We start from the raw sequence: 25,056 nt of genomic DNA on the forward strand, positions 1-25,056 counted from the left end.
GTCTGGCCGGTCAGATTCCCCGGACCGTGTCGATAACTCCCATCGACTCCAGCGTCATCCAGACCAGAAACAGTCCGTACAGCCCGAGAAAGCCGTAGGCTTCGAGGTCGGTCAGTTCGAGATCCGTCCGGGCGAACACGACGAACACCAGCGTCGCGAAGGCGAGAAAGCCCATCGTCGGGATCGCCGCGTAGAAGTTGATGGTCGTCTCCCCGGCCAGCAGGACGCCGACGGGGATCGCGACCAGCAGATTGAACGTGTTGCTCCCGAGGACGTTCGTGATGCTGGTGACGCTCTCGCCGGCCTTGGCGGCGTTGATGCTCACGAACGCGTCGGGGAGGCTCGTCGCCGCGGCGATCACGGTCAGCCCCCAGAGGAACGACGGCGTCCCGAAGGCATCGCCGAAGGTCAGCGCCGCACGGACGATCCCCTCGACGCCGACCGCGATCAGCGCGAGCGCGACGGCGAGCACGGCCCACTCCCGACGGTGGTCGACGTCGACGGTCGGCGCGGCGTACTCGCTGGCGTCCTGCTGGTGAAGGAAGACGTAGACCCCGTAGGTCGCGATTGGCAGTACGGCGAGTACTCGCGTCAGTCTCGCCTCGCTGTTGGTCCCGCCGGGGACGTACGTCGCGCCGAGCGCGAACACGATAAACAGCACGAGCACACTGATGATGTAGAACTGGGCGTCCTTGTGGACGATGTCGCGAGTCGCCTCCAGCTCGTCGGTCGAGAGCGCCGAGACGGCCGGGATCACGAGCAGGTTGAAGATCGCGCTCCCGACGATCGCGCCGACGCCCAGCGAGAACTCCTGGTGGACGAGCGTGCTGATGACGACCGAGCTGAGCTCGGGGAAGCTCGACCCGATCGCGACGACGACGGCGCCGTGGACGGCGACCGGCAGCCCGTAGTACTTGCTGAGCCGCTCGGCCGACCGTTCGAGGTACTCGCTGCCCTTCCAGATGACGCCCGTCGCGACGATCGCCAGCCCGAAGGCAACGAGGAGACCGGTCATCGGCCCAACCTACTCGGCAGGGGCTGAAAGGTGTGGGTCATTCGAGACGACGCCGAGCGCCGGCTACTTGTGGCCCGTGCTCGAACACGCTGCCATGACCGATCTGATCGAAGCCGCTCGCGAGGCGCGCGAGGCGTCGTACGCTCCCTACTCCGAGTACGAGGTCGGCGCCGCGCTGCGAACCGAGGACGGCACCGTCTTCACCGGCTGCAACATCGAGAACGCCAACTACTCCAATAGCCTCCACGCCGAGGAGGTCGCGCTGGCCGAGGCGATCCGCGAGGGTCACCGCTCGTTCGACGCGCTCGCGGTCTCGACCAGCGAACTGGACGGCCAGACGCCCTGCGGGATGTGTCGCCAGTCGCTGACGGAGTTCTGCGACGACGATCTGCCCGTCATCTGCGACGAGGGCGAGGACAACAGCGAGTACACGCTGGGCGAACTGCTACCGAACACGATCTCGCGGGACGACCTGAGCTAGCGCGTCAGCGTCGAACTTCGGGGTCGTCGGCGTCGTCACCCCACCCGTCGTTTCCGTCGTTCCAGCCGTCGTTACCATCGTCCCACCCGCCGTTTCCGTCGTTTCTATCGTTCCAGCCGTCGTTCGCTCCGGGGCCGCTCCCCACACCTTGACCGCCGCGCCCGCCGCTCCCGCCGGTCCTGTCACGGCCGATGAGTAGGTACAATAGCAAGCCGAGTATACCGCCGAAGAATGCGACGAGCGCCCAGAGGAGTGCGCTGTGCGAACTGTTCTGCTCTGCGTCGTTGTACACCCAGAATGGGATGACGATCGCGAAGAGGGCAAACATCAGGACGCCGATCAGGGCGACTGCGCCACCTGCGGGCATACGAACGACCTGTTGCTATAGTGCCAAATGTTTTGTCCTCTGCCGCGCCGCGCGTATCGGCGGGGGCACGTATTTCCCCGTCGCGTCACAGTCCCACGTATGAACGACCGCGTCGGTCGACGCCGGTTCTTGGGCGCCGGACTCGCGGGTACGGCGACCGGTCTCGCCGGCTGCGGACAGCTGCTCGGGTCTTCGAACGCCGGCAACCAGCCGCTGATCGACGGCTCGCTGCCGGACTCGGTACGGCTTCGACAGGTCGCCGGCGGCTTCGACGCGCCGCTGGCGCTCGTCGACGTGCCGGACGCCGATCTCCGGTACGTCGCCGACCAGTCGGGCAGCGTCTCGGTCCTCGATTCCGACGGCGTCCGCGACGACCCGCTGCTGGAGTTTGGCAACGCCGTCGAGTTCGGCGGCGAGAAGGGACTGCTCGGCGTGGCGCTCCACCCGAACTTCGAGGAAACCCGGCGGCTATTCGTTCGCTACAGCGCACCGTCGCGCGACGGGACACCCGAAAACTTCAGCCACACGTTCGTCCTCGCGGAGTTCCTGGTCGACGAGAGCGGTCTTCAGGCGCTTCCCGACAGCGAGCGAACGCTCCTCGAAATCCCCGAGCCCCAGTCGAATCACAACGCCGGCGCGCTGGCGTTCGGCCCTGACAACAACCTCTACGTTGCGGTCGGCGACGGCGGCGCGGGCGCCGACGCCGGACTCGGGCACGCCGACGACTGGTACGACGCCGTCGAGGGCGGCAACGGACAGGACGTCACCGAGAACCTGCTGGGGAGCCTGCTGCGCATCGACGTCGACGCCGATAGCGAGCGCGGCGCGTACTCGATTCCCGACGACAACCCCCTGACCGACGCCGACGGACTGGCCGAGCAGTACGCCTGGGGGTTCCGGAACCCGTGGCGCTTCTCGTTCGACGGCGACGCCCTGCTCGTCGCCGACGTGGGACAGTCCGAGTTCGAGGAAGTAAATCTCGTCGAGCGCGGCGGCAACTACGGCTGGAACGTCCGCGAAGGCTCGCGGTGCTTCCGCGCTGACGACTGCCCGACCGAGACGCCCGAGAGCGTCCGCGGCGGCGAGCCGCTCGTCGATCCGGTCGTCGAGTACGCCCACGGCGGCGATCCGGTCGACGGCGTCGCCGTCGTCGGCGGATACGTCTACCGCGGTTCGGCGCTGTCGGATCTGGACGGGCGGTACGTCTTCGCCGACCTGCGACCCGACGGTCGGCTGTTCGTCGCCGATCCCTCGGGGCCGGACGAGCGCTGGCCGATGGGCACCGTCGAGATGGACGCCGACGGCGGGGTGCCGGACCAGATCTACTCGCTCGGCCGCGGGCGGGACGGCGAGCTGTTCGTTTTCGGCATCGAGGCGGGCGACGGGCGGGTGTATCGGGTCGATCCCGCCGAGTAGCGACCGGGTATCGTACCCGGGTCCGGTCGCACGCCGCACCGCGAAACGGCGTCCGGCGACGACCTATTTACCGGCGGCTGACAAACGACCGGACATGACCGACCGAGACGACGCCGAGGGATCAGCGAACGCCGAACCCGGGGCCGACACCGAGGTGCCGGGCGACAGCGAGGACCCGAACGAGGGCGAGCAGTACCACCTCGAAGTCGAGCCGGGCGACGTCGCCGACGCCGTGCTCCTGCCGGGCAACCCCGAGCGCGTCCCGAAGATCACCGCATTCTGGGACGACAGCGAGGAAGTGGGACACCACCGCGAGTACCGGACCGTGACCGGCACCTACGAGGGCGCGCCGATCAGCGTCACGTCGACCGGGATCGGGTCGCCCTCCGCCGCCATCGCCGTCGAGGAGCTGGCCCGCGTCGGCGCGGACACGCTGCTGCGGGTGGGCTCGTGCGGCGCAATCCAGCCGGAGATGTCGGTCGGCGACCTAGTGATCACAACCGGCGCGGTCCGCCAGGAGGGCACCAGCGCTGAGTACGTCCGCGAGGACTACCCCTCCAGCGCCGACCACGAGGTCGTCTCGGCGCTGATCGCGGCTGCCGAGCGGCTGGGCTACGACTACCACACCGGGATCACGATGAGCGCCGACAGCTTCTACGCCGGGCAGGGCCGCCCCGGGTTCGAGGGGTTCGAGGCCGCCGGGAGCGACCGGCTGGTCGACGACCTCCGGGAGGCCAACGTCGCGAACATCGAGATGGAGGCCAGCGCGATCCTGACGCTGGCGAACGTGTACGACCTGCGCGCCGGCGCGGTCTGTACGGTGTACGCCAACCGGGAGACGGGCGAGTTCCGAACCGAGGGCGAACAGCGGGCCGCCGAGACGGCGTCGCTGGCGGTGAAGCTGCTCGCGCGGATGGACGAGATCAAGCGCGAGCGCGGCGTCGACCGGTGGCACGCCGGACTCAGTCTGGAGTGAATTCGATCTCGTGCCGGAACTGAGGCGCGATCGCCGTCAGCGCGACAGTTCCGTCTCCGTCGCTACGATGCGTCCGTCCCGTTCGTCCATCGGGAGACGACGGCGTCTGCCGTCCACCCGCCGACGCGGCCGAACCCCATCCCGAACAGCGAGGCCACGAACACCATCAGTCCACCGCCGAAGACGAAGAAGACGGCTTTGGGGAGTCCCCACGTCACCGTCGTACCCTCCGTCAGAAGGAAGACGAGCAGGCCGAGGATGGCGCCCACGAACCCCGCGCGTATTCCGACGTCGTCCGGGTCCGACGACCGGACCGCGGCGATCGCCCCGCCGATGAACGCCCCGAAAATCATGACGCCGCCGCCGACGGTCGCCTCCGAGTCGGGCAGCAGGTTCAGAACGGCGGTGACCGGTAGCGAAGCTATCGCACCGACGAGTGCGAACCGCCACGTGGCGGAAAGCGCCTCGACGCGGAGCGGAGACTCCATACTTGTTTCCGAGAATCTCCCACAGGATAAATGTTCGCTGGGACGGACGAGAGGAGTTCCTCGGCAGATCAATCGCCGGTATGGAACGTATGCTGGGACGCCGCCGTAGATGCCACCGCCGCTTATTGGCCCGTCTCCCGTTGTGTCCGACGGGGGAGACCACGTGAGCCAGCAACAGCAAGAGGAGCCCGGGGAAGCCGACAGGGAAGAGGGGGTGCCGGACCGCGAGATGTACGGCCAGCAGTCGCCCCAGCAGGAGCGCATGGCCGAGAAGACGCGCCGAGCGAACGAGGACGCCGAGCGTCGGGAGCGCGAGGCCGAGGAGGGGATCGAGACGGCGAGTATCAAGGTGTTCCGGTACGATCCCGAGGTCGAGGGCAAACAGGAACCCCGCTTCGACACATTTCGGGTTCCCTTCGAGAAGGGGATGACCGTGCTCGACGCGCTGATGTACGCCCGCGATCACTTCGACTCCTCGCTAACCTTTCGCCACTCCTGCCGGCAGGCGATCTGCGGGTCGGACGCGTTCTTCATCAACGGCCGCCAGCGTCTGGGCTGCAAGACTCAGATCCAGGCCTTAGAGGAGCCGGTGCGGGTCGAGCCGCTGCCACACATGGACGTGGTCAAGGACCTCGTCGTGGAGATGGAGGACTTCTACGAGCAGATGGAGGCCGTCGAGCCCTACTTCCAGGACGAGGACACGCCGCCGATCGAGGAGTTAGAGGAGCAGCGCCAGAGCCCCGAAAATCGCGAGCACGTCAAGATGTCGACGCGCTGCATCTGGTGTGGCGCCTGCACGTCCTCGTGTAACATCGCCGCCGACAGCATGTATCTGGGACCGGCCTCCGTGAACAAGGCCTACAAGTTCATCATGGACGAGCGGGAGGACGACGCCGATATCACCCAGCACCGCATGGAGATCATGGAATCCGAACGCGGCGTCTGGCGCTGCCAGACCCAGTTCTCCTGTACCGAGGTGTGCCCGAAGGACATTCCGCTGACCGAGCACATTCAGGAGCTCAAGCGAGAAGCGGTGAAGCGGAACCTCAAGTTCTGGTAGCTCGTCCCGAGCGCCGCGACCGTCACTCGGTTCGACGCCGCGCTACAGCGCGTCCCAGGCCTTCCGGGCGCGGTTCCAGGACGTGATGTCGGCGATCCAGCGGGCGGCGATGACCTTCTTCAGCGTCTCGGCGGGCTTGCCGTCGAACGTGCCGAGCGTCTCGAACAGCACGCCGGCGCCGTAGCCGGGGTCGACGTCGGTCGCGACGGCCTCGTCGCCGATCGAGATGACCGTCCCCTTGTCCTTGTGCGTCCAGGTCTTCAGCGGCCGATCGTCGACGGCGCGGGCGACGTTCTCTCCGGCGACCTCCGCGGCCTGCCAGGCGGCCTGCGCGGTCGGCGGCGCGGGGTTCTCGCCCTGGTCGATCACCGCAGAGTCGCCGATGGCGAACACGCGGTCGTCGCTGGTCTCGAACGTCGAGGAGGCAGTAACGCGGTTGTGTTCGTTGTCGAGATCGACGCCGTCCATCGCGTCGCGGCCGGTGATGCCGCCGGTCCAGACGAACACGTCGTAATCGATCGCGTCGCGCTCGTCGAACTCGATGGCGTCCTCGGTGGCCTCGGTGATCGGGTCGTCGGTGAGGATGTTCACGCCGGCGTCCTCGAGCTTCTCGCGGAGCGCCGCCTGGATTTCCTCGGAGCCCGGCGGGAAGATCTCCTCGAGCGCCTCGACGAGCGTGATCTCGATCGGCGCGTTCGTCCTGTCGCGGAACTCGGCGACCTCGCCGGCGCTCTGGATGCCCGAGAGCCCCGCGCCGCCGATGACGACCTCGGCGGGATCGCTACGCGTCGCGTCCTCGGCGGCGTCCTTGACACGCTCGTGGATATCCAGAGCGTCGTCGAGGCTCTTGAGCGTCATCGAGTGCTCCTCGAGGCCGGGGATGCCGTAGTAGGCGGTCTGGCTGCCCAGCGCGACCAGCGCGTAGTCGTAGTCGATCGTCTCGCCGTCGGCCAGCTCGATCTCGCGGTCGTCGACGTCCATCCCGGTCACCTCGCCCTCGACGAACGTCGTCGCGGGCGACTTGATCTCCTCGACCGGGATGGTGATCTTGTGCTGGACCGAGGGATCGCGGATCACGCGGTGGGACTCGTGGAGCACGAGATGGTAGTCCGTATCGGAGACCCAGACGATCTCCGTGCTGCCGTTCAGTTCCTCCTCGAGTTGCTGGACCGCGCCGGCGCCAGCGTAGCCTGCGCCGAGAACGACGACGGTAGCTGTCATGGCTGGTACTCCGCAACCCTGTGATACAAAGCCTTTGAAACCGCAACGCGTGTGGTAGCGGTTGACTCCCACTACGTGCGGCGATACAGTACCGGCGGGGCGACCGCTCGAAACGGTGACGGTGCGAGAACAGAGTGAGGAGATCGAGAGCGATCGAGTCGGCGATCGGACGCCGATGCGGGGACCGGACGGTTCCGGTCGCCGATCAGTGCTCGGGCTCTTCGGCGGGCGCGACCATGTCGTCGATCTTCAGGATCAGAATGTTGGCGGTGTCGTCCTTGCCGTCGACTGTGCCCTCGACCTTGAGCTTCGAGAGCGGCGTCGGGCCGACGACGACGGTGTCGCCCTCGTGGATGTCGCGGACCGATCCCTGGATGTGGATCTCGGCGCGGCACAGCTCGGGGTGGTGGACGCTGCTGAGGTCGATCCCCTCGACGTTACCCTCCGTGACCGGTTCGCCCTCGTGGGTCATGGGAACGGAGGCGGGCTCGTCCATCTGCTGGATGTCGAGCGCCTCGTAGGCGGTCGCGGTCGGCTTGTAGCCGCCCTTCGGACCGGGGACGCCCTCGACGAGCTGGAGCGCCTTCAGACTCTGCATCTGGTTGCGGATCGTGCCGGGGTTGCGGTCGACCTCCTCGGCGATGTCCTCGCCTTTCACCGCGTCCTCGGACTCTCTGTGGAGATTGATCAGAGCGGTGAGAATGGTCTTCTGGCTGGGTGTGAGCTCGATGGATGACATTACTGTTACGTTCGGTGGTGAACGTCTTAAATCCGGCGAATAGGACCACTTTTCGCCCGCGTGATACTGATTTCCACGCACGGCGTCATACGACGATATCGACGAAAACTGTCAGACGGCGTCGTGGACGTGAACGTCGGCGGCGACGTTTTCCGGAAGCGACACCTCGGCGTCCCGATCTTTCGGGCGCGCCGTGATCATCCCGAAAGGGGCGACTTCGTCGATCCGGAGCGTGACGCCGGGATCGATCCCGCGCTCGGAGAGATACCGGAGCACCTCCGAATCCCTGTCGCTGATCCGTTCGACGACGACGCGGTCGCCCTCGCCGAACTCGGTCAGCTTGCGGGTCTGGCTCTCCTCCGGCGGTTCGAGCTGCTCGTTGGGGATCGGGTCGCCGTGGGGATCGACTTCCGGATCGCCCAGCGCCTCGACGACGCGGCGCTCGAACTTCTCGCTGATGTGGTGTTCGAGCCGGTCGGCCTCCTCGTGGACCTCGCTCCAGTCGTAGTCGAGCTGCTCGGTGAGGTACGCTTCGAGCAGCCTGTGGTGACGGACGACTTCGAGAGCGACGGTCTCGCCTTCTGGCGTGAGTTCGACGCCCTTGTACTTCTCGCGGTCGACCAACCCACGTTCTTCCAGCTTGTCGATCATGCTGGTGACCGTCGGCGACGTGACGTCGAGGTACTCCGCGATCTCGGAGGTGCGGATCCGCCCGTCGCGCTCGTCCTGGAGGTGGTAGATCACCTTCAGGTAGTCCTCCATCACGTCGCTGAGCATCATCTCGGCAGCGAGTAGGGAGGGCGGACTTGTATATCTACCGCGGTCGGACGACGCCACAGATAATAAGCGCCCCCTGCTCGTACGACGCTCCATGACGCGAACCGTCCGGATCATCGGGGCGCCGACCGACTACGGCGCGAACCGCCGCGGCGTCGACATGGGGCCTTCCGCGATCAGGTACGCGGGCCTGGCCGACGCCGTCGAACGGACGGGGGCGAACGCCGCCGACGCCGGCGACCTGTTCGTCGCGCGCGCCGAGGAGCGCGACCCGGACGCCGAGGCGCCGGCGGGCGACGCAAAGTTCCTGCGCGAGGTCGAGGAGGTCTCCGAGCGCCTCGCGGAGGAAGTCGCCGAGACCGTCGCCGACGGCGAACTGCCGCTCGCGCTCGGCGGCGACCACTCGATCGCGATCGGCACCCTCGCCGGAACGGGCCGCGACGCCGAGATCGGCGCCGTCTGGTTCGACGCTCACGGCGACTTCAACACGCCCGAAACGTCGCCCAGCGGCAACGTCCACGGGATGCCGCTGGCCGCCGCGCTTGGCAGAGGAGCGTTCGCCGACAGGGAGTGGGCGCAGTCGGAGGGGCTGCGGGAAGAAAACGTCGCGATCGTCGGTCTTCGCAGCGTCGACGGGGCCGAGCGCGAGGCGCTCCGCGAGAGCGCCGTCACCGTCTACACCATGTCGGATATCGACGCGCGCGGCCTGACGCCGGTCGTCGAGGACGCGCTCGACGTCGCGACCGACGGGGTCGAGGGGTTCCACGTCAGTCTCGATCTCGACTGGCTCGATCCCGGAGAAGCGCCCGGCGTCGGGACGCCGATCCGGGGCGGCGTCAGCTACCGCGAGGCCCACGCCGCGATGGAACGGGTGGCGGCCCGCGACGCGGCGGGCGACGCCGTTCTCCGGTCGATGGAACTCGTCGAGGTCAACCCGATCCTCGACGAGCACAACGAGACGGCCGAACTGGCCACTGAACTCGCCGCGAGCGCGCTCGGCAAACGGATCCTGTAGCTTAGGACTGTCCCGGATACTCTTCGCTCCGCGGTGGCTGGTTCTCGGCGATCCGTATCGTCTCGCCGCCTCGGACGACGACGGTACACCCCTGGAAGGTAAATTCGACGCGTACGCGGCTATCGCGGGCGCTGGAGTGCCGTACCAGTGATTCTAGGGCCTCCACGTCGACGCTCTCGTACAGCGTATCCAGATCGCGCTCCGCGACGCCTTTCAGCGCGGCGACGCTCCGGAGTATCGCGCGCGTCAGGGATTCCTCGGGTCCCCGTTCCACGACGACTTCCGCACCGCCGTCGGTCGCCGATCGATCGCCGCGTCCGTTTCGTCCCATTTTCTTACGTAACGCTGCGCAGAGCTTTCAGTTCTGCACCCAACTGTGTAGGTTTTGCCGGCTTTTTAGTTGCGTTCTCGACTTCGACAGAAACCGTCAGCGCCGGTTAGATCGGATTGCACCCGATCAGACGCCGCTTCCAGCGGGCGTCGGTCTGCGGTCCAGCGCCAGCGTCTCCGGATCGAGCAGGTAGTAGCTCTCCCAGACCGGTGCGAGTCCGACGAGTCGCGTCTCCCGGTGCGTCCCTTCGGCGTGGCGGTGGTGGTGCCCGGTCAGACACAGGTCGGGGCCGACGGCTTCGATCACTTCGTCGATCTTCTCGCAGCCGAGCCCGCCCAGCAGCGCGCGGGGCGCTTCGTGCGCGAGCAGGACGTCGACGTCTTCGAGTCGCTTCGCGCGCTCGACGTCCTCGCGCACGAAGTGGCGGCGGCGCGCCCCCGACAGTTCCTCGCGCGACTTCTCGTACTGCGTCGGCGCGTAGTTGCCCGACAGCCCGGCGACGCGCAGTCCCTCGACCTCGGCCGCGGCGCTCGCGAGCAGGGTCGCGTTCGCCGGCGCCGTCGACTCGTCGGTCCAGCGATCGAGCGTCTCGTTCCCGCGCATCCCCTCGATCGCGTCGAAATCCTCGTTGTTGCCCGCGACGAACCACGTCGGGACGGGCAGATCGTAGTGTTCGAGGTCGCCGACGTGGAGCGCTCGATCCGCCCCGGAATCGCGGTACGCCGCCAGCAGCGCCGCGCGGTTCTCGGGGTCGCTCGCGTGGGCGTCGCCGAGCACCAGCATCGTTCGCGGTTCGGGCGCCGCGCCGAAAACCGTTCGTCCCATCGGAACGAAAGACAAATGTTCTGACACGTTCTACGTCGTACTGTGAGCGAGACAGCGACCGACGCCCACTTCCGTGAGACGCAGCGCTTCAGGCAGCCGTGGCTCTGGGGACTTCTGCTGGGGGTGACGCTGCTGGTCGGGGGCAGCCTGTACGTTGAGGGGGCGTCCGGCCCCGGTGCGGCGATCGGACTGGCCGTCGTAGTCGCCGTACTGGTCCTGTTCGCCGTCGCCAAGTTGACGGTCGAGGTTCGCGACGACGGCGTCCGGATTCGGTTCTTCCCTCTCCACCTCTCGGCTCGCCGCGTCCCGCTCGGGGAGATCGAGCGCGCGGAGGCCGTCGAGTACAGCCCGATCAGGGACTACGGCGGGTGGGGGATCCGGTGGACCGGCGGCGGCAAAGCGTACAACGTTAGCGGTAGTGAGGGCGTCCGCCTCGATCGGCGAGACGCGAATGAACTACTGATCGGCTCCCAACGCGCCGACGAGCTGGAAGCCGCGATCGAGCGGGCTCGGTGGTAGGATGACGGGACCGAAGCCTCCCGGCGCCGTCGCGCGGGACTACCCCTCCTCCCGGTGCTCCCGCCACGCGGTGACGAAGCCGGCCACCGCGAAACAGACCCCTGCGATCAGTAGTCCGTAATCGAGGAAGGTCTCGGTGAGAGTGGCGACGACGGTAAGCAGCATTCCGACGGCAGTGTAGGTCAGCGCCGTACTGTCCGCGTCTTCGCCGTCGGTCATCGGGAACTCGTTGTTCGGCGCGTACTGTAAAACAACCGGGAGCGGTACTGTCGAGGCACGAAGTCGGCCGGCGTGTCGACGCCGTAGACGTTGCGACGGCGGCGACTACTCGTCGTCGGCCGGCACGCTTGCTTCTTCGGCCTGCGCGTCGTCGGCGTCAGGCGTCGCGGCGGGCAGCACGTCGACGCTGGCGACGGCGTCGTCGTCCTCGACGTCCATCACCGTCACGCCCATCGTGTTGCGGCCGACGATCGAGACGTCCGAAGCGCGGGTCACCATGATCTGGCCGTTCTCGCTCATCAGCACCAGCCCGTCGTCCTCGGCGACGGACTTGACCGTCGCGACCGGCCCGTTGCGCTCGCCGGTCTTGATGTCGATCAGGCCCATACCGTACCGCGATTGGGTGCTGTACTCGGCGAGCTTCGTCCGCTTTCCGAACCCGTTGCGAGTGACCGTCAGCAGTGCGTTGTCGTCGTCCTCGTCGGTCGCGACGAGCCCGGCGACCTTGTCGTCGTCCTGCAGCTTGATGCCGCCGACGCCCCTGGCGTTCCGACCCATGCAGCGCACTTCGGACTCGTCGAACCGGATCGTCATGCCGCCCTCGGTGGCGATCACGAGGTCCTTCGTGCCGTCGGTCACCTCGACGTCGATGAGCTCGTCGCCGTCTTCGAGGTCGGCGGCGATGATCCCCGTCGAGAGGATGTTCTCGAACTCCTCGCCCTCGGTGCGCTTGACGTAGCCGTCGCGGGTGACCATCGTCACGCACTCGCCGTCCTCGAACTCGTCGGTCGCGACGACGGCGGTGATCTCCTCGCCGTCGTCGAAGTCGATCAGGTTGATCGCCGACTTGCCCCGCGCGGTACGGCTCATCTCGGGAATCTCGTAGGTCTTCAGGCGGTAGACCTGGCCGTGATTGGTAAAGCAAAGCAGGTAGTCGTGGGTGTTCGCGCGGAACACCTTCGAGACCCGATCGCCCTCCTTCACGTCGGCGCCGATGATCCCCTTGCCGCCCCGACCCTGGGGGTCGAACCGGTCGGCGGGCATCCGCTTGACGTAGTCGTCCTCGGTGACGACGACGACGACCTCCTCCTCGGCGATGAGGTCCTCGTGGGTGACCGTCCCCTGATCCTCGATGATGCTCGTCCGCCGATCGTCGGCGTACTCCTCTTTGATCTCGCGGAGCTCCTCCTTGATGACCGCCAGCAGCTCCGACTCGTCTTCGAGGATGGTCTCCAGGCGCTCGATGCGCTCCTGGACGTCCTCGTACTCGGACTCGATCTCCGCGGCCTCCATCGACGTGAGGCTCCCGAGCTGCATCCGGACGATGTGGTCGGCCTGGTCGGTCGAGAAGTCGTAGGCCTCGATCAGGGCCTCCTTGGCGGCGTCGCGGTCCTCCGAATCCTGGATCAGCTCGACCACGTCGTCGACGTTCTCCAGCGCCGTGAGGCGACCTTCGAGGATGTGCGCGCGATCCTCGGCTTCCCCGAGGTCGTACTCGCTGCGCCGGCGCACGACCTCCTTGCGGTGCTCGACGTAGTGTTCGAGCGTCTCCTTGAGCGTCAGCACCTTCGGCTGGCCGTCGACCAGCGCGAGGTTGATGACGCCGAACGTGTTCTCGAGGTGGTGCTCCAGAAGCTGGTTCTCGACGACGTCGGGGTTGGCGCCCCGCTTGAGCTCGATGACGATCCGGACGCCGTTCCGGTCGGACTCGTCGCGCAGGTCCCGGACGCCCTCGATCTTGCCCTCGTTGACGTCGTCGGCGATGCGCTCGACGAGGCGGGCCTTGTTCTGCTGGAAGGGGACCTCGGTGATGACGATCTTATCGTCGTCGGTCTCGTACTCCGCGCGGACGCGGAGGCGACCGCGGCCGGTCGAGTACGCCGAGTAGATGGCGTCGCGGCCGACGATGTTCGCGCCGGTCGGGAAATCGGGCCCCTTGACGTGCTCCATCAGGTCCTCGACGGTCGCCTCGGGGTCGTCGATCAGCTCGATCGTGGCGTCGACGACCTCGCCCAGGTTGTGCGGCGGGATGTTCGTGCTCATTCCGACGGCGATGCCCGACGAGCCGTTGACCAGGAGGTTCGGGAACGCAGAGGGCAGCACGTCGGGCTCGGTCAGGCGGTCGTCGTAGTTCGGCGAGAAGTCGACGGTGTCCTTCTCGATGTCTTCGAGCAGTTCCTCGGCGATGGGGCTCATCCGGGCCTCGGTGTAGCGCATCGCCGCGGCCGGGTCGCCGTCCATCGAGCCGAAGTTCCCCTGGCCGTCGACCAGCGGGTGGCGCATCGAGAACGGCTGGGCCATCCGGACCAGCGTGTCGTAGATCGCGCTGTCGCCGTGGGGGTGGTAGTCACCCATCGTCTCCCCGATCACCGAGGAGGACTTCCGGTGGCTGGACCCGCTGGTGACGCCCATCTCGTGCATCGCGTAGAGGATGCGCCGGTGGACGGGCTTGAGCCCGTCCCTGACGTCGGGCAGCGCGCGGCCCGCGATGACGCTCATCGCGTAGTCGATGTAACTCTGCTCCATCTCGTCTTCGACGCGCACCCGCTCCACGCGGGCGGCGTCGACGTCGCTCGGATCGGGTACGTCTGAACTCATGTAGATTCCTCCATCAGATGTCGACCCACTCTGCCTCGGGGGCGTGTTCCTTGATGAACTGCTTGCGCGGCTCGACGGCGTCGCCCATCAGCACCGAGAACATCTTGTCCGCGGCGGCGGCGTCCTCGATGCCGATCTGCTTGAGCACGCGGTTGTCGGGGTTCATCGTCGTCTCCCAGAGCTGTTCGGGGTTCATCTCGCCCAGGCCCTTGAACCGCTGGACCTGGGTCGGGTTGCCGTCGCACTTCTCGGCGATGATCTCCTCGCGCTCCTGTTCGGTCATCGCGTCGTACGTCTCGCCGCGGTACCGGATGCGGTACAGCGGGGGCTGGGCGGCGTACACGTAGCCCGCCTCGATCAGCGGGCGCATGTGTCGGTAGAACAGCGTCAACAGCAAGGTGCGGATGTGCGCGCCGTCGACGTCGGCGTCGGTCATCATCACGATCTTCTCGTAGCGGGCGTCCTCGATGTCGAACTCGTCGCCGATCCCCGTCCCGATGGCGGTGATCATGTTCCGGATCTCGTCGTTCTCCAGGATGCGGTCGAGCCGGTGTTTCTCGACGTTGAGGATCTTCCCGCCCAGCGGGAGGATCGCCTGGATGTCGGGATTGCGCCCCTGCTTGGCCGAGCCGCCCGCGGAGTCGCCCTCCACGATGAACAGCTCGGAGTCGGCGGGATCCTTCGTCTGGCAGTCAGCGAGCTTGCCCGGCAGCGCCGTCGATTCGAGCGCGCTCTTCCGGCGGGTGAGCTCCTCGGCCTTCTTGGCGGCCTTGCGGGCCTTCGCGGCCTCGACGGCCTTCGAGACGATCGCCTCGGCGGTGTCGGGGTTCTCCTCGAAGAAGGTGCCCAGGCCCTCGTGCATGGTGCCCTCGACGATGCCCCGAACCTCGGAGTTGCCCAGCTTCGTCTTGGTCTGGCCCTCGAACTGCGGGTCGGGGTGCTTGATCGAGATGACCGCGGTGAGCCCCTCGCGGATGTCCTCGCCCTTGAGGTTCTCGTCGAGGTCGCCCAGCAGCCCGTTGTCGGTCGCGTAGTCGTTGACCGTGCGCGTCAGCGCGGTCTTGAACCCGGTGAGGTGGGTACCGCCCTCGCGCGTGTTGATGTTGTTGGCGAACGCGTGGATCGAGCCCTGCAGTTCGTCGGTGGCCTGCATCGCGACCTCGACCTGGATCCCCTCCTCGGTGTCCTCGAAGTAGATGACGTCGTCGTGGAGCTCCGTCTTGGTCTCGTTGAGGTACTGGACGAACTCCTTGATGCCGCCCTCGTAGCGGAACGACTCCGCGGTGTCGTCGCGCTCGTCGGCGAGCGCGATCTCGACGCCGGAGTTGAGGAAGGCGAGTTCGCGGAGTCGGCTCTCCAGAGTCGAGAACTCGAACGTCCGCGTCTCGAAGATGTCGCCGTCGGGCCAGAAGCGGATCTGGGTCCCGGTCGACTCGTCGGGCTCCATGTCGCGGACGCGTTCGAGCTCGCTCGCGGGCTCGCCCTCGACGAACCGCTGGGTCCAGACCGCGCCGTCGCGCCGGACCGTGACCTCCAGTTCCTCCGAGAGCGCGTTGACGACGCTGACGCCGACGCCGTGGAGCCCCCCGGAGACCTGATAGGACTTGTTGTCGAACTTCCCGCCGGCGTGGAGCACCGTCATGATCACCTCTAGGGCGGGCTTGTCGTGCTCTTCGTGCATGTCCACGGGGATCCCGCGGCCGTCGTCGGAGACGCTCACCGAGCCGTCCTCGTGGATGGTCACGCCGATCGAGTCGCAGTGGCCGGCAAGCGCCTCGTCGATGGAGTTGTCGACCACCTCGTAGACGAGATGATGCAGTCCCCGAGAGTCGGTAGAACCGATGTACATCGCCGGACGTTTCCGCACCGCCTGCAGTCCTTCGAGTACCTGGATCTGTCCGGCACCGTACTCCGTTTCCTCGGACATAAAATCTGTCTCGACGTAGGCCACCCGGGTTGATAAAGGTCACGTACGCGCGCGAGCGCGCGAATAGGTAAGCGAACCGTACCGCTACGAGGCCGCGATTACTTCGTCGCGGGCGGGCCGCGAGAAACGGTGGGACGACTTACCGCTTCTGCGTGCTCGCCATCGGGCGTTTGGCGTCACTTACTCGGCGTCGCGACGACGAAACCGTCGGTGAAACGATACGAGTCGCCCGCCGCCGGACGGTCGCAAACGCCGGGGGAGCGGTTCGATTTTCACTTTCACTCCGGTAGCGAATGGGTTTTACGTCCCCCGGCGCTACGGGACCGGTAATGACCTCGTTTCAGTCGACGCTCGGTGACGAGGCGGGGATCGCAGAGGAGCTGGCAGAGAGCCAGCAGGCGATCTCCATCGCCGAGTTCTTCGAGAAGAACAAGCACATGCTCGGGTTCGACAGCGGGGCCCGAGGGCTGGTCACGGCCGTCAAGGAGGCCGTCGACAATTCGCTGGACGCCGCCGAGGAGGCGGGGATCCTGCCCGACATCTACGTCGAGATCCGGGAGTCCGGCGACTACTACACGCTGATCGTCGAGGACAACGGGCCCGGCATCACCAAGGAGCAGCTCCCCAAGGTGTTCGGGAAGCTGCTGTACGGCTCCCGCTTCCACGCCCGCGAGCAGTCCCGCGGCCAGCAGGGGATCGGCATCTCGGCGGCCGTCCTCTACTCCCAGCTCACCAGCGGGAAGCCGGCCAAGATCACCAGCCGGACGCAGGGGTCGGACGAGGCGCAGTACTTCGAGCTGATCATCGACACCGACACCAACGAGCCCGAGATCCGGACCGAGGAGACGACCTCCTGGGACCGCACGCACGGCACGCGGATCGAGCTGGAGATGGAGGCCAACATGCGGGCCCGGAGCCAGCTCCACGACTACATCAAGCACACCGCGGTCGTCAACCCCCACGCGCGCATCGAACTCAAAGAGCCGAAGAACCATTTCAAGGGCGAGCGCGCCGAGGAAGCCGAACTCCCCGACGAGACCGAGGAGATCCGCCCGCATCCCCACGGCGTCGAGCTCGGAACGGTCCTCAAGATGCTGGCGGCAACCGACTCGCACTCGATGTCCGGGTTCATGCAGGAGGAGTTCACCCGCGTCGGGAAGAAGACCGCCGACAGCGTGACCGACAACTTCCGGGACAAGCACTACGGCCGAGAGATGACGTGGACGCTCCCGCGGCCCCACGAGGACGCCGACGTCGCGGAGGCCGTGGCCGACGCGACCAACGGGAAGGGGCCCGAGGCCACCGAGGCGTTCGGCGAGGCGGTCGTCGATCAGCTCGACGACCTCGACCGGGTCGCCCACTACCACGTCGAAGACGCCGTCGCGGCGGCGGCCGACGAGGTCGCCGAGGAGCACGGCGCGACGCTGGGCGACACCGTCCGGGAGAACGCCGTCGATGCGGCGTGGACGGCGATCACCGAGGGTGCGACCGGCGAAGACGCCGATGCGGACGCGGCCGGCGACGCGGCGGACGCCGACGCCGAAGCGACGACCGGCGCCGGCGGACGCCGCGCCGACAGCCTCCACGGCATCGTCGACGAGGCGACGAGCACCCGGAAGGACGACGCGACGGTGCGGGGCGTCGCCGAGCGCCTCGCCGAGAAGTTCGAGAGCGCGGACGACGAGCGCGACCGAGTGACCCGCGCCGAACTTCGCGAGTACCTCGACCGCTCGGTCGAGATGTTCCAGAAGACCGACGACGAGGTGACGTTCGGCGACACGGCCCGCGAGAACGTCGTCGAGGCGCTGTGGACCCGCGCGCGGACGGTCCCGGACGACCCGCCGCTCGTGCGGGAACTGGCCGACGACCGCGACGCCGCCAGCGACCTGCTGGAGGCGATGCGAACGAGCGACATCATGGCGCCGCCGACGAACTGCCTCGCGCCGATCGAGGCCGACCTCGTCGAAGCCGGACTTCGAAAGGAGTTCGACGCCGACTTCTACGCGGCGGCGACGCGCGACGCCGAAGTTCACGGCGGCGACCCGTTCATCGTCGAGGCCGGCATCGCCTACGGCGGCGAGCTCGAAGCCGAGGGCAAGGCCGACGTCATGCGGTTCGCCAACCGCGTCCCGCTGGTGTACCAGCGCGGCGCCTGCGCGACGACCGACGTGATCAAGCAGATCGGCTGGCGCAACTACAACCTCGACCAGCCGGGCGGGAGCGGCATCCCGAACGGGCCCGCGGTGCTGATGGTCCACGTCGCGTCGACGAACGTGCCGTTCACCAGCGAGTCCAAGGACGCCGTGGCGAACGTCCCGGAGATCGAAGACGAGATCGAACTCGCGATCCGCGAGGCGGCCCGCGAGCTCAAAAGTTACCTCAAGAAGCGCAAGTCCCTGGAGAAGCGCAAGCGCAAGCAGGACGTGCTCGCCGACATCCTCCCCGAGATGGCCGAGAAGGTCGCGGAGGTCACCGGCAACGACGAGCCGAACTTCGACGACGCGCTCGCGCGCATCATGAACAACGTGCTCGTCGAGCGCGAGATCAAGGCCAACGGCGCGGGCAGCGAGGTGACCGTCACCGTCGAGAACAACTCCAGCACCAACGAATCGCTCGAAGTGACCGACATCGTCACGGCCGAGCCGACCGACCTCCCCGACGACGCGACCGTCGTCGAGATGGACGGCGAGTGGTTCGTCAAGTGGTCCGCGGACGTATCGAGCGACGACGAAGCGACGCTGTCGTACGCGACGGCTGACGACGCCGAGTTCGACCTGAGCGTCGAGGGCGTCGAAGACGCGAAACTCACCATCAACCAATGAGCAGCGACACCAGTTCCGAGGCCCAGCAGAAGCTGATCGACCTTGCGGCGGAGTTCTACGACCAGATGGACAGCGGGGAGATCCCCGAGATGTCCATTCCGACCCGCACCAAGAGCAACATCGTCTTCGACGAGGACGAGGACGTCTGGGTGTACGGCGAGCGCGAGAGCACGCGCTCGGCCAACAGCATCCGCGGCGCCCGCAAGCTGCTGAAGGCGATCTACACCATCGAGTTCCTCGACAACCAGCTAGAGGAGGACCGCTCGTCGACCCTGCGTGAACTGTACTACCTCTCGGAGTCGTGGGACTCGAACGAGGCCCAGTTCAACGATCAGGACGAGTCCAACCAGCTCATCGAGGACCTCGAAATCGTCTCGGAGGTCACCCGCGAGGACTTCCACATGCGCCCGGAGGAGTCGGGCGCGACGGTGATGGGTCCGCTGCGCCTGCGGGAACAGACCCGCCGCGGCGAGCGCGAGATCCACTGCCAGGAGGACGTCGGCGAAGGCGGTTACCAGATCCCGAACAACCCCGACACGATCGAGTTCCTCGAGTGCGACGCCGACTTCGTCCTCGCGGTGGAGACCGGCGGCATGCGCGACCGGCTCGTCGAGAACGGCTTCGACGAGGAACACAACGCGCTGGTCGTCCACCTCAAGGGCCAGCCCGCCCGCGCGACCCGCCGGCTCACCCGCCGGCTCCACGACGAGCTCGGCCTGCCGGTCACCGTGTTCACTGACGGCGACCCCTGGTCCTACCGGATCTACGGCTCGGTCGCGTACGGGTCGATCAAGTCCGCGCACCTCTCGGAGTACCTCGCGACCCCGGAGGCGCAGTTCATCGGCGTCCAGCCCGAGGACATCGTCGAGTACGACCTGCCGACCGATCCCCTCAGCGACTCCGACATCAACGCCCTGGAGAGCGAGCTGGAGGACCCGCGCTACCAGACCGATTACTGGGAGGAACAGATCGAGCTTCAGCTCGACATCGGCAAGAAGTCCGAGCAGCAGGCCCTGGCGTCCCACGGCCTGGACTTCGTGACCGAGACGTACCTGCCCGAACGTCTCAGCGATATGGGCGTTCTGTAAGGGCGCGCGTCGAATCTGGAGACGACCTTCGGTTTTCTCGTCGGCCACGCACGATTTAACCCCGTCGCGTCCTACACTACAATAGATGTCACCAGATAGCACGGCCGACGACGAGAAGCTGTACGTGATCTACTGGTGCGAGGAGAACGGGTACGCCGGGAGCTGCGATTTCGTCCCCGCCGAGTCGCTTGACGACGCGCGCGAGCGCTCGACGTACGCGAGCGGGAGCGTCGCCCACCAGCGGCTCATCTTCGAGGGAACGTACGGGGAGTTTCGCGAGCACGTCGCCGAGGAGCTCGACGACGAGTCCAGGGACGAGCGGCGGTTCTCGATCGAGTGGGGCTGAGCGCGACCTCGGCCGCGCGACGCCGTACCGGCCGCTGTGCCGACTACGTTTCGAGCGGGCGAAGTCCGGTCCTTGCTCCGGGAACGGCTCGCCGACTTCTCCGTCGAGTTCTGAGCGGGCCGATCGGCGTGATCAGCCCCGAACGGGGACGCGCTCTTCGAGTTGCTCTTTCCGCTCGGCGGCTGCCGCGGCGAGTCGCTCGCCGGGGGCCGCTCGCAACTCGCCGATCAGGGCGCCGACGAGGCCGCCGACCGCCGCTCCGGCGGTGGCTGCCTTGAAGCCGTAGAAGCCGCCGACGGCGCCGCCGATCCCGCCGAAGACCCCGGCGTATCGTGCTCGTAGAACTGCACGCTTGGCGCGATGGACTCGGTCTCGGACCTGCATGGGCGACCGTACGTTCTCGCGGTTCAAGTATTCTCCCGGAGCGACGGGTGGCGGAGCGACCGGAGCGCGGAGTCGCCTACTCGTCGAGCGCCACGGGGATGCCGCGATCGGCGACGTCGAGCGCGAACACTTCGGAATCGGCTTCCAGCCCCGCGAACGTGTTGTAGTGGATCGGGACGACCAGATCGGGATCGAGCGCCGCGGCGAGCTCGGCGGCCTCGCGGCGGCCCATCGTGAAGTTGCCGCTGATCGACGGCAGGAACGCGTCGACGTCCAGTTCCTCGTGGCCCGGCAGCACGTCCGAGTCGCCCGGCCAGAACACGGCGGTATCGCCGATCGTGAGGTGGTAGCCGACGCCGATTCCTTCGGGGTGGTACGGCTCGCCCTGCTCGTCGACGTGCGGGCCGTCGGGCTCGTTGTACGCCGCGATCGTCCGAACGATCACGTCCTCGAACAGCCGATCGGTGTGCTCGTCGACGCGGACGACGTCCTGGGGCAGGTCGTCGAGCGGTTCGACGTCCCGGTCGATCCCCGGCGGGTAGACGGCGTCGTAGACGACGACCGTCGCGTCCTCGCGCGCGACCCGGCGGATGCCGTCGGAGTCGTAGTGGTGGTCGTGGGTCACCAGCACGAGGTCGCCGTCCCGCGCGTCGTAGTCCCGGGCCGGCGGATGGCCGACGCCCTCGGTGTCGGGCGTCCACTCGCCGGTCAGCGTGCCGTAGCGGCCGGGGTCGAGGTAAACCACGGTCCCGTCGCCGTCCTCGATGCGGACGGTCGCGTAGCCGAGCCAGTCGATCGTCAGGTCGCCGCGGCTGATCGTCATGCTCGGTGATTCGGGCTCCCCGGATTCAAGGGTTCGGTTCGCGATGCGACGTGACGCCGACGCTCCCCGACTACTGTCTGTCGGCCAGCCGCTCGACGCGCTCTAACGTGTCGACGTCGTCGGGATCGAGGTCCTCGCGGACGCCGACGAACCGCGGGAACCGGAGCGCGTAGCCCGACGAGTACGTCGGCGAGGCCTGGATCTCCTCGTAGCCGACCTCGAACACGACGGCCGGTTCGACGTCGACCTCCTGGCCGTCCTCCGCCCGGACGTGGGGGTCGAGCAGCCCGGTCAGCTCTTCGAGCTCCTCGTCGGTGATCCCGGTCGCGACCTTGCCGATCGTCTCGTACTCGCCCCGGTCGTCGACGCGGGCCGACAGCAGGAACGTTCCGAGGAACGTCGCGCGCCGACCTTCGCCCCACTCGGCGCCCGTCACGACGAGGTCGAGCGTCTCGACGTCGGGCTTGCGCTTGAGCCAGTTCTTCCCGCGGCGCCCCGGCGAGTACGTCGATTCGGGGTTCTTGAGCATGATCCCCTCGTGGCCCGCGTCCAGCGCGTCGGCGTCGATCGTCTCGATCTCGTCGGGATCGTCAGAACGCCAGAGCTTCGAGAGCCCCTCGACGTCGGCCGCGGTGTCGTCCGGCGCCACGCCGCCGTCGTCGAGCACTCCGGCGAGCCGCTCGTGACGCTCCGCGAGCGGCGCGTCGAGCAGATCCTCCCCGTCCGCGTGCAGGCAGTCGAAGAAGGCGGGACGAACCGCGACCTCCTCGCGGGCGGCCGCGACGTCGTGCTTGCGCCGGAACCGGCGCAGGACGTTCTGGAAGGGTAGCGGCTCGCCGTCGTCGTCGATCGCCACGACCTCGCCGTCGAGGATCGCGGGGACGTCGATGCGCTCCTCGGCGAACTCGACGACCTCGGGGAGCGCGTCGGTGACGTCCTCCATGTTCCTGGAGTAAACGCGGGTGAGCCCCTCGGGTTCGTGATGTAGCTGGACGCGCGCGCCGTCGAATTTCCACTCGACTGCGGCCTCGTCCCAGTCGTCGAGCGCGTCGGTGACCGCCCCGGCCTGCGCGAGCATCGCCTGGACCGGGCGGCCGATCTCCAGAGTGAGCTCCGCGAGCCCGTCGACGCCGTCGTCGCGCGCGACCGCGGCGACGAGGCCGTAGTCGTTCGAGACCTGCAGGGCGCGCTCGACCTCGTCGACGGGGACGTCGAACGCCTCCGCGACGGCGTCCCGAACCGCGCCCTCGCCGACGCCGATGCGCATCTCCGAGAGAACGATCCGGACGAGATACTTCGCTTCCTCGGGAGAACACTGATTGAGCAGCCCGAATAGGAGGTCGATCTTGGCGTCCTGACTCCCCTCGCCCTCGGTTTCCGCGAGCGTTTCCAGCTCCTCCGTAACGTCCCCCACCGTGAGGTCCTCGCTACCGCCGCCAGCACCGGCGCCGAACGCTCCCAGCCCGGTCTGGCCGCCCAGATCGTAGCTCGCCGCGACCTCGCCGATCTCGCCGCGTTCCGCCAGCTCGTCCTCGACGTCGTCGGCGTCGACGTTCTGCCCGGCAGCGCGGGCGATCGCCTCGTAGAGGTAGCTCGGTCCGACGTCCAGCGTCGTCGAGTCGTGGTCGGGGAACACCCGCCCCTGGACGAACCGCGCGACGACGGGCAAGTTCTCGTCGGCGGCGTCGAGCAGGTCGGTGACCAGAGCGACGACTTCGAGGTCGGCCGGTTCGGCCTCGATCTCCGCGGCGCGCTCGGCGAACTCCCGGAACTCCATCGCACGCCGGTACGTCGGTGGGGTCAATAAACGATCCGGACCGTCTCCGCCCCCAGCGTCGATTCAAAGGGTTTCAAGGGTGCGCTTTCGTCGCAGTCGTCGGTTTCAAGGAACTCGGCCGCGCAGTGAGCCACACACATGCCGGAGGCCGACCTGGCGGCGGCGGTGGACGACGTGCTGTCGATCGATCCAGAAGAGTTCCAGTCGGCCGTCGACGCCGACGCGGAGGTAATCAAGTCCGAGCTCCGGGACGGCACCTTCGACAACTCCCAGGCGATCGTGGGGCTGGAGTACGAGTTCTACGCGGTCGCCAACCCCGCCGACGACCCCTGGACGACGGGCGCCGAGGACGGCGGGACGCTCAAGCGCGTCCCGCGGCGGCTGCTCGAACTCATCGGGTTCGAGAAGGAACTGGGGCTGCACAACGCCGAGATGACCGTCAGCCCGCAGCCGCTCAACTCCTACGGGCTCGCAGCACAGGAGGCGGAGGTCAACGCGCGGCTCTCGGCCGCCCAGGAGCGCACGCGCGCCGAGGGGATGCAGCTGGTCAGCGACGGCCTCTGGACGATCCCGCCGGAGGGCGAGAGCGCCCGGAGCTACCTCACCGACAGCATCGAGGACCGGGGCGTCCGGATCGCCTCGAACATGAGCGACTCCGTGCGCTACCACGCGATGGCCAACACCGAGGCCGCAGACGACGTCGGGCTCCGGATCGACGCGCCCCACGTCAGCCTACAGGGCGACACGGTGATGCCAGAGAGTGTGATCACGTCGATCCAGCCCCACTATCAGGTGCCCCAGGCGATCGACCTGCCGACGTACTTCCGGTACGCCCTGCGGATCGCCGGGCCGCTGCTCGCGCTCGGCGTCAACTCGCCGTTCTTCCCGCCGGACCTGTACGACGCCGACGCGACGGCCGAGGATATCCTCGCGGACGGCTGGATGGAACACCGGATCAGCGTGTTCGAGACGTCGCTCAACCCGCCGGACGCCGATATGGGGGAAGGGAAAGTCCGGTTCCCGCACGATCTGGAGCACGTCGAGCAGGCGGTCGACCGGATCGCCCGTGACGACACGCTCGTACCGATGCCGGTCGATCCGGGCAACGGGTTCGACGACGAGTTCGCCCACTTCCGGCTCAAGCACGGCACCTACTGGCGCTGGGTCCGGCCGGTGTTCGGCGGCGGGACGCGCTCGCAGGCCAACGCCCGCATCGAGTTCCGCCCGCTGCCCGCCCAGCCGACCGTCAGCGACTCGGTGGCGTTTCAGGCCGCGCTGGCCGGGCTGCTGGAGAGTCTCCCGCGGGTCGAACATCCCGTCGCCGACCTCGACTGGGAGGACGCCCGCGAGAACTTCTACGCGGCGATGCGAAACGGCATCGACGCCGACCTGCAGTGGATCACCAACTCCGGGGAGGAAACGACCGACCGGGAGACGCTGTACGCCGACCTGCTCGACCACGCCGCGGACGGCCTGCAGCGCCGCGGGCTCACCGACACCGAGATCGAGGAGTACCTCTGGCCGCTCCGCCAGCGCGCCCGCCACGAGCTGACGCCGGCGCGCTGGAAGCGCCGCGAGGTCAAGCAGCGCCTCGACGACGGCGCGAGCTTCGAGGACGCGGTGTACGGGATGCAGCGCCGGTATCTCGAACGCCAGCACGACTCGCTGATCGGCGGGAGCTTCACGGACTGGCTCGACGACCGGGAGTGGTAGCGATCAGAGCAGGTCTCGCGGCGAAGCTGCCCCGGCGTCCTGTAGCTCTGAATCGAACGTAACGAGGTCGGCATTCAGGACGCTTGCTGCGACTGGTCCCGTTTCGGGCTCGTCGGTTACAGCAGCCAC

At 67.5% G+C, this 25,056-nt stretch carries 24 protein-coding genes; 10 read left to right on the forward strand and 14 right to left on the reverse strand.

All coding sequences use genetic code 11. The annotated features are described in order from the left end of the window. Positions 1 to 10 precede the first annotated feature (10 nt). Positions 11 to 1,015 carry a sodium:calcium antiporter gene (locus ABDZ81_RS13695; RefSeq protein ID WP_343774566.1) on the reverse strand — a complete coding sequence of 335 codons (1,005 nt, stop codon included), beginning with the start codon at positions 1,013 to 1,015 and terminating at the stop codon, positions 11 to 13. 94 nt (positions 1,016 to 1,109) lie between these two features. Here ABDZ81_RS13695 and cdd point away from each other — a divergent pair, with 94 nt between their 5' ends. Then, positions 1,110 to 1,496, forward strand: a complete 387-nt coding sequence (cdd, locus tag ABDZ81_RS13700) for a cytidine deaminase (RefSeq protein WP_343774567.1) — start codon at positions 1,110 to 1,112, stop codon at positions 1,494 to 1,496. Between the two features lie 4 nt (positions 1,497 to 1,500). Here cdd and ABDZ81_RS13705 read toward each other — a convergent pair whose 3' ends face one another. Then, a complete protein-coding gene (locus tag ABDZ81_RS13705) occupies positions 1,501 to 1,863 on the reverse strand; it encodes a PLDc N-terminal domain-containing protein (protein WP_343774568.1) in 363 nt (120 codons plus the stop codon). A 99-nt stretch (positions 1,864 to 1,962) separates the two neighbouring features. Between ABDZ81_RS13705 and ABDZ81_RS13710 the strand changes: the two genes are divergently transcribed. Together ABDZ81_RS13710 and ABDZ81_RS13715 are read left to right on the forward strand one after the other, a co-directional pair. Then, entirely contained in the window at positions 1,963 to 3,279 is a 1,317-nt protein-coding gene (locus ABDZ81_RS13710) for a PQQ-dependent sugar dehydrogenase (RefSeq protein WP_343774569.1), read from the forward strand. A gap of 154 nt (positions 3,280 to 3,433) precedes the next feature. After that, positions 3,434 to 4,255, forward strand: a complete 822-nt coding sequence (locus ABDZ81_RS13715) for a nucleoside phosphorylase (protein ID WP_343775289.1) — start codon at positions 3,434 to 3,436, stop codon at positions 4,253 to 4,255. A gap of 62 nt (positions 4,256 to 4,317) precedes the next feature. Here ABDZ81_RS13715 and ABDZ81_RS13720 read toward each other — a convergent pair whose 3' ends face one another. Next, positions 4,318 to 4,743 carry a DUF5518 domain-containing protein gene (locus ABDZ81_RS13720; RefSeq protein WP_343774570.1) on the reverse strand — a complete coding sequence of 142 codons (426 nt, stop codon included), beginning with the start codon at positions 4,741 to 4,743 and terminating at the stop codon, positions 4,318 to 4,320. Positions 4,744 to 4,972: 229 nt separating this feature from the next. Here ABDZ81_RS13720 and ABDZ81_RS13725 point away from each other — a divergent pair, with 229 nt between their 5' ends. After that, on the forward strand, positions 4,973 to 5,803 hold the full coding sequence (locus ABDZ81_RS13725) for a succinate dehydrogenase/fumarate reductase iron-sulfur subunit (RefSeq protein ID WP_377074273.1): 831 nt from the start codon (positions 4,973 to 4,975) through the stop codon (positions 5,801 to 5,803). Positions 5,804 to 5,845: 42 nt separating this feature from the next. On the opposite strand, the gene ABDZ81_RS13730 is transcribed toward ABDZ81_RS13725, so the two are convergent. The 3 genes from ABDZ81_RS13730 to ABDZ81_RS13740 form a co-directional block, all read right to left on the reverse strand. Beyond that, positions 5,846 to 7,024 (reverse strand): NAD(P)/FAD-dependent oxidoreductase, encoded by a 1,179-nt coding sequence (locus ABDZ81_RS13730; RefSeq protein WP_343774571.1) that lies wholly within the window; start codon positions 7,022 to 7,024, stop codon positions 5,846 to 5,848. A gap of 205 nt (positions 7,025 to 7,229) precedes the next feature. Next, positions 7,230 to 7,763: an Rrf2 family transcriptional regulator gene (locus ABDZ81_RS13735; RefSeq protein ID WP_343774572.1), complete on the reverse strand. Its 534-nt coding sequence runs from the start codon at positions 7,761 to 7,763 to the stop codon at positions 7,230 to 7,232. Positions 7,764 to 7,874: 111 nt separating this feature from the next. Continuing rightward, the gene (locus ABDZ81_RS13740; RefSeq protein ID WP_343774573.1) at positions 7,875 to 8,543 is read right to left on the reverse strand and encodes a metal-dependent transcriptional regulator; all 669 of its coding nucleotides are present in this window, start codon (positions 8,541 to 8,543) and stop codon (positions 7,875 to 7,877) included. A gap of 91 nt (positions 8,544 to 8,634) precedes the next feature. Between ABDZ81_RS13740 and rocF the strand changes: the two genes are divergently transcribed. Next, positions 8,635 to 9,555 (forward strand): arginase, encoded by a 921-nt coding sequence (rocF, locus tag ABDZ81_RS13745; RefSeq protein ID WP_343774574.1) that lies wholly within the window; start codon positions 8,635 to 8,637, stop codon positions 9,553 to 9,555. Between the two features lies 1 nt (position 9,556). On the opposite strand, the gene ABDZ81_RS13750 is transcribed toward rocF, so the two are convergent. Then, positions 9,557 to 9,886, reverse strand: coding sequence for a HalOD1 output domain-containing protein (locus tag ABDZ81_RS13750; RefSeq protein WP_343774575.1), 330 nt, complete (start codon positions 9,884 to 9,886; stop codon positions 9,557 to 9,559). A 126-nt stretch (positions 9,887 to 10,012) separates the two neighbouring features. Then, a complete protein-coding gene (locus tag ABDZ81_RS13755) occupies positions 10,013 to 10,669 on the reverse strand; it encodes a metallophosphoesterase family protein (RefSeq protein ID WP_343775295.1) in 657 nt (218 codons plus the stop codon). A gap of 84 nt (positions 10,670 to 10,753) precedes the next feature. Between ABDZ81_RS13755 and ABDZ81_RS13760 the strand changes: the two genes are divergently transcribed. Next, positions 10,754 to 11,230: a hypothetical protein gene (locus ABDZ81_RS13760; RefSeq protein ID WP_343774576.1), complete on the forward strand. Its 477-nt coding sequence runs from the start codon at positions 10,754 to 10,756 to the stop codon at positions 11,228 to 11,230. A gap of 39 nt (positions 11,231 to 11,269) precedes the next feature. On the opposite strand, the gene ABDZ81_RS13765 is transcribed toward ABDZ81_RS13760, so the two are convergent. The 3 genes from ABDZ81_RS13765 to gyrB form a co-directional block, all read right to left on the reverse strand. Continuing rightward, a complete protein-coding gene (locus tag ABDZ81_RS13765; protein ID WP_343774577.1) occupies positions 11,270 to 11,449 on the reverse strand; it encodes a hypothetical protein in 180 nt (59 codons plus the stop codon). Positions 11,450 to 11,554: 105 nt separating this feature from the next. Further along, on the reverse strand, positions 11,555 to 14,047 hold the full coding sequence (gyrA, locus tag ABDZ81_RS13770) for a DNA gyrase subunit A (protein WP_343774578.1): 2,493 nt from the start codon (positions 14,045 to 14,047) through the stop codon (positions 11,555 to 11,557). Between the two features lie 13 nt (positions 14,048 to 14,060). Further along, positions 14,061 to 15,974: a DNA topoisomerase (ATP-hydrolyzing) subunit B gene (gene gyrB, locus ABDZ81_RS13775; RefSeq protein WP_343774579.1), complete on the reverse strand. Its 1,914-nt coding sequence runs from the start codon at positions 15,972 to 15,974 to the stop codon at positions 14,061 to 14,063. Positions 15,975 to 16,303: 329 nt separating this feature from the next. Here gyrB and ABDZ81_RS13780 point away from each other — a divergent pair, with 329 nt between their 5' ends. The 3 genes from ABDZ81_RS13780 to ABDZ81_RS13790 all read left to right on the forward strand — a co-directional run bounded on the left by ABDZ81_RS13780 (position 16,304) and on the right by ABDZ81_RS13790 (position 20,230). Further along, complete coding sequence (locus ABDZ81_RS13780; RefSeq protein ID WP_343774580.1) at positions 16,304 to 18,796, forward strand: DNA topoisomerase VI subunit B; 2,493 nt, start codon at positions 16,304 to 16,306, stop codon at positions 18,794 to 18,796. After that, complete coding sequence (locus ABDZ81_RS13785) at positions 18,793 to 19,884, forward strand: DNA topoisomerase IV subunit A (protein ID WP_343774581.1); 1,092 nt, start codon at positions 18,793 to 18,795, stop codon at positions 19,882 to 19,884. The genes ABDZ81_RS13780 and ABDZ81_RS13785 overlap by 4 nt, the downstream gene beginning before the upstream one ends. An 85-nt stretch (positions 19,885 to 19,969) precedes the next feature. Then, entirely contained in the window at positions 19,970 to 20,230 is a 261-nt protein-coding gene (locus ABDZ81_RS13790) for a hypothetical protein (RefSeq protein ID WP_343774582.1), read from the forward strand. Positions 20,231 to 20,362: 132 nt separating this feature from the next. Here ABDZ81_RS13790 and ABDZ81_RS13795 read toward each other — a convergent pair whose 3' ends face one another. The 3 genes from ABDZ81_RS13795 to ligA all read right to left on the reverse strand — a co-directional run bounded on the left by ABDZ81_RS13795 (position 20,363) and on the right by ligA (position 23,214). Further along, positions 20,363 to 20,614, reverse strand: coding sequence for a hypothetical protein (locus ABDZ81_RS13795; protein WP_343774583.1), 252 nt, complete (start codon positions 20,612 to 20,614; stop codon positions 20,363 to 20,365). 76 nt (positions 20,615 to 20,690) lie between these two features. Next, positions 20,691 to 21,437, reverse strand: a complete 747-nt coding sequence (locus tag ABDZ81_RS13800) for an MBL fold metallo-hydrolase (protein WP_343774584.1) — start codon at positions 21,435 to 21,437, stop codon at positions 20,691 to 20,693. A gap of 70 nt (positions 21,438 to 21,507) precedes the next feature. Next, positions 21,508 to 23,214, reverse strand: a complete 1,707-nt coding sequence (gene ligA / locus ABDZ81_RS13805; protein WP_343774585.1) for an ATP-dependent DNA ligase LigA — start codon at positions 23,212 to 23,214, stop codon at positions 21,508 to 21,510. A 138-nt stretch (positions 23,215 to 23,352) separates the two neighbouring features. Here ligA and ABDZ81_RS13810 point away from each other — a divergent pair, with 138 nt between their 5' ends. Further along, positions 23,353 to 24,927 carry a glutamate-cysteine ligase family protein gene (locus ABDZ81_RS13810; RefSeq protein ID WP_343774586.1) on the forward strand — a complete coding sequence of 525 codons (1,575 nt, stop codon included), beginning with the start codon at positions 23,353 to 23,355 and terminating at the stop codon, positions 24,925 to 24,927. The last annotated feature ends 129 nt before the right edge of the window (positions 24,928 to 25,056 follow it).

It is taken from the genome of Natronoarchaeum mannanilyticum (assembly GCF_039522665.1).
In the GTDB taxonomy this organism is placed as follows: Archaea; Halobacteriota; Halobacteria; order Halobacteriales; family Natronoarchaeaceae; genus Natronoarchaeum; species Natronoarchaeum mannanilyticum.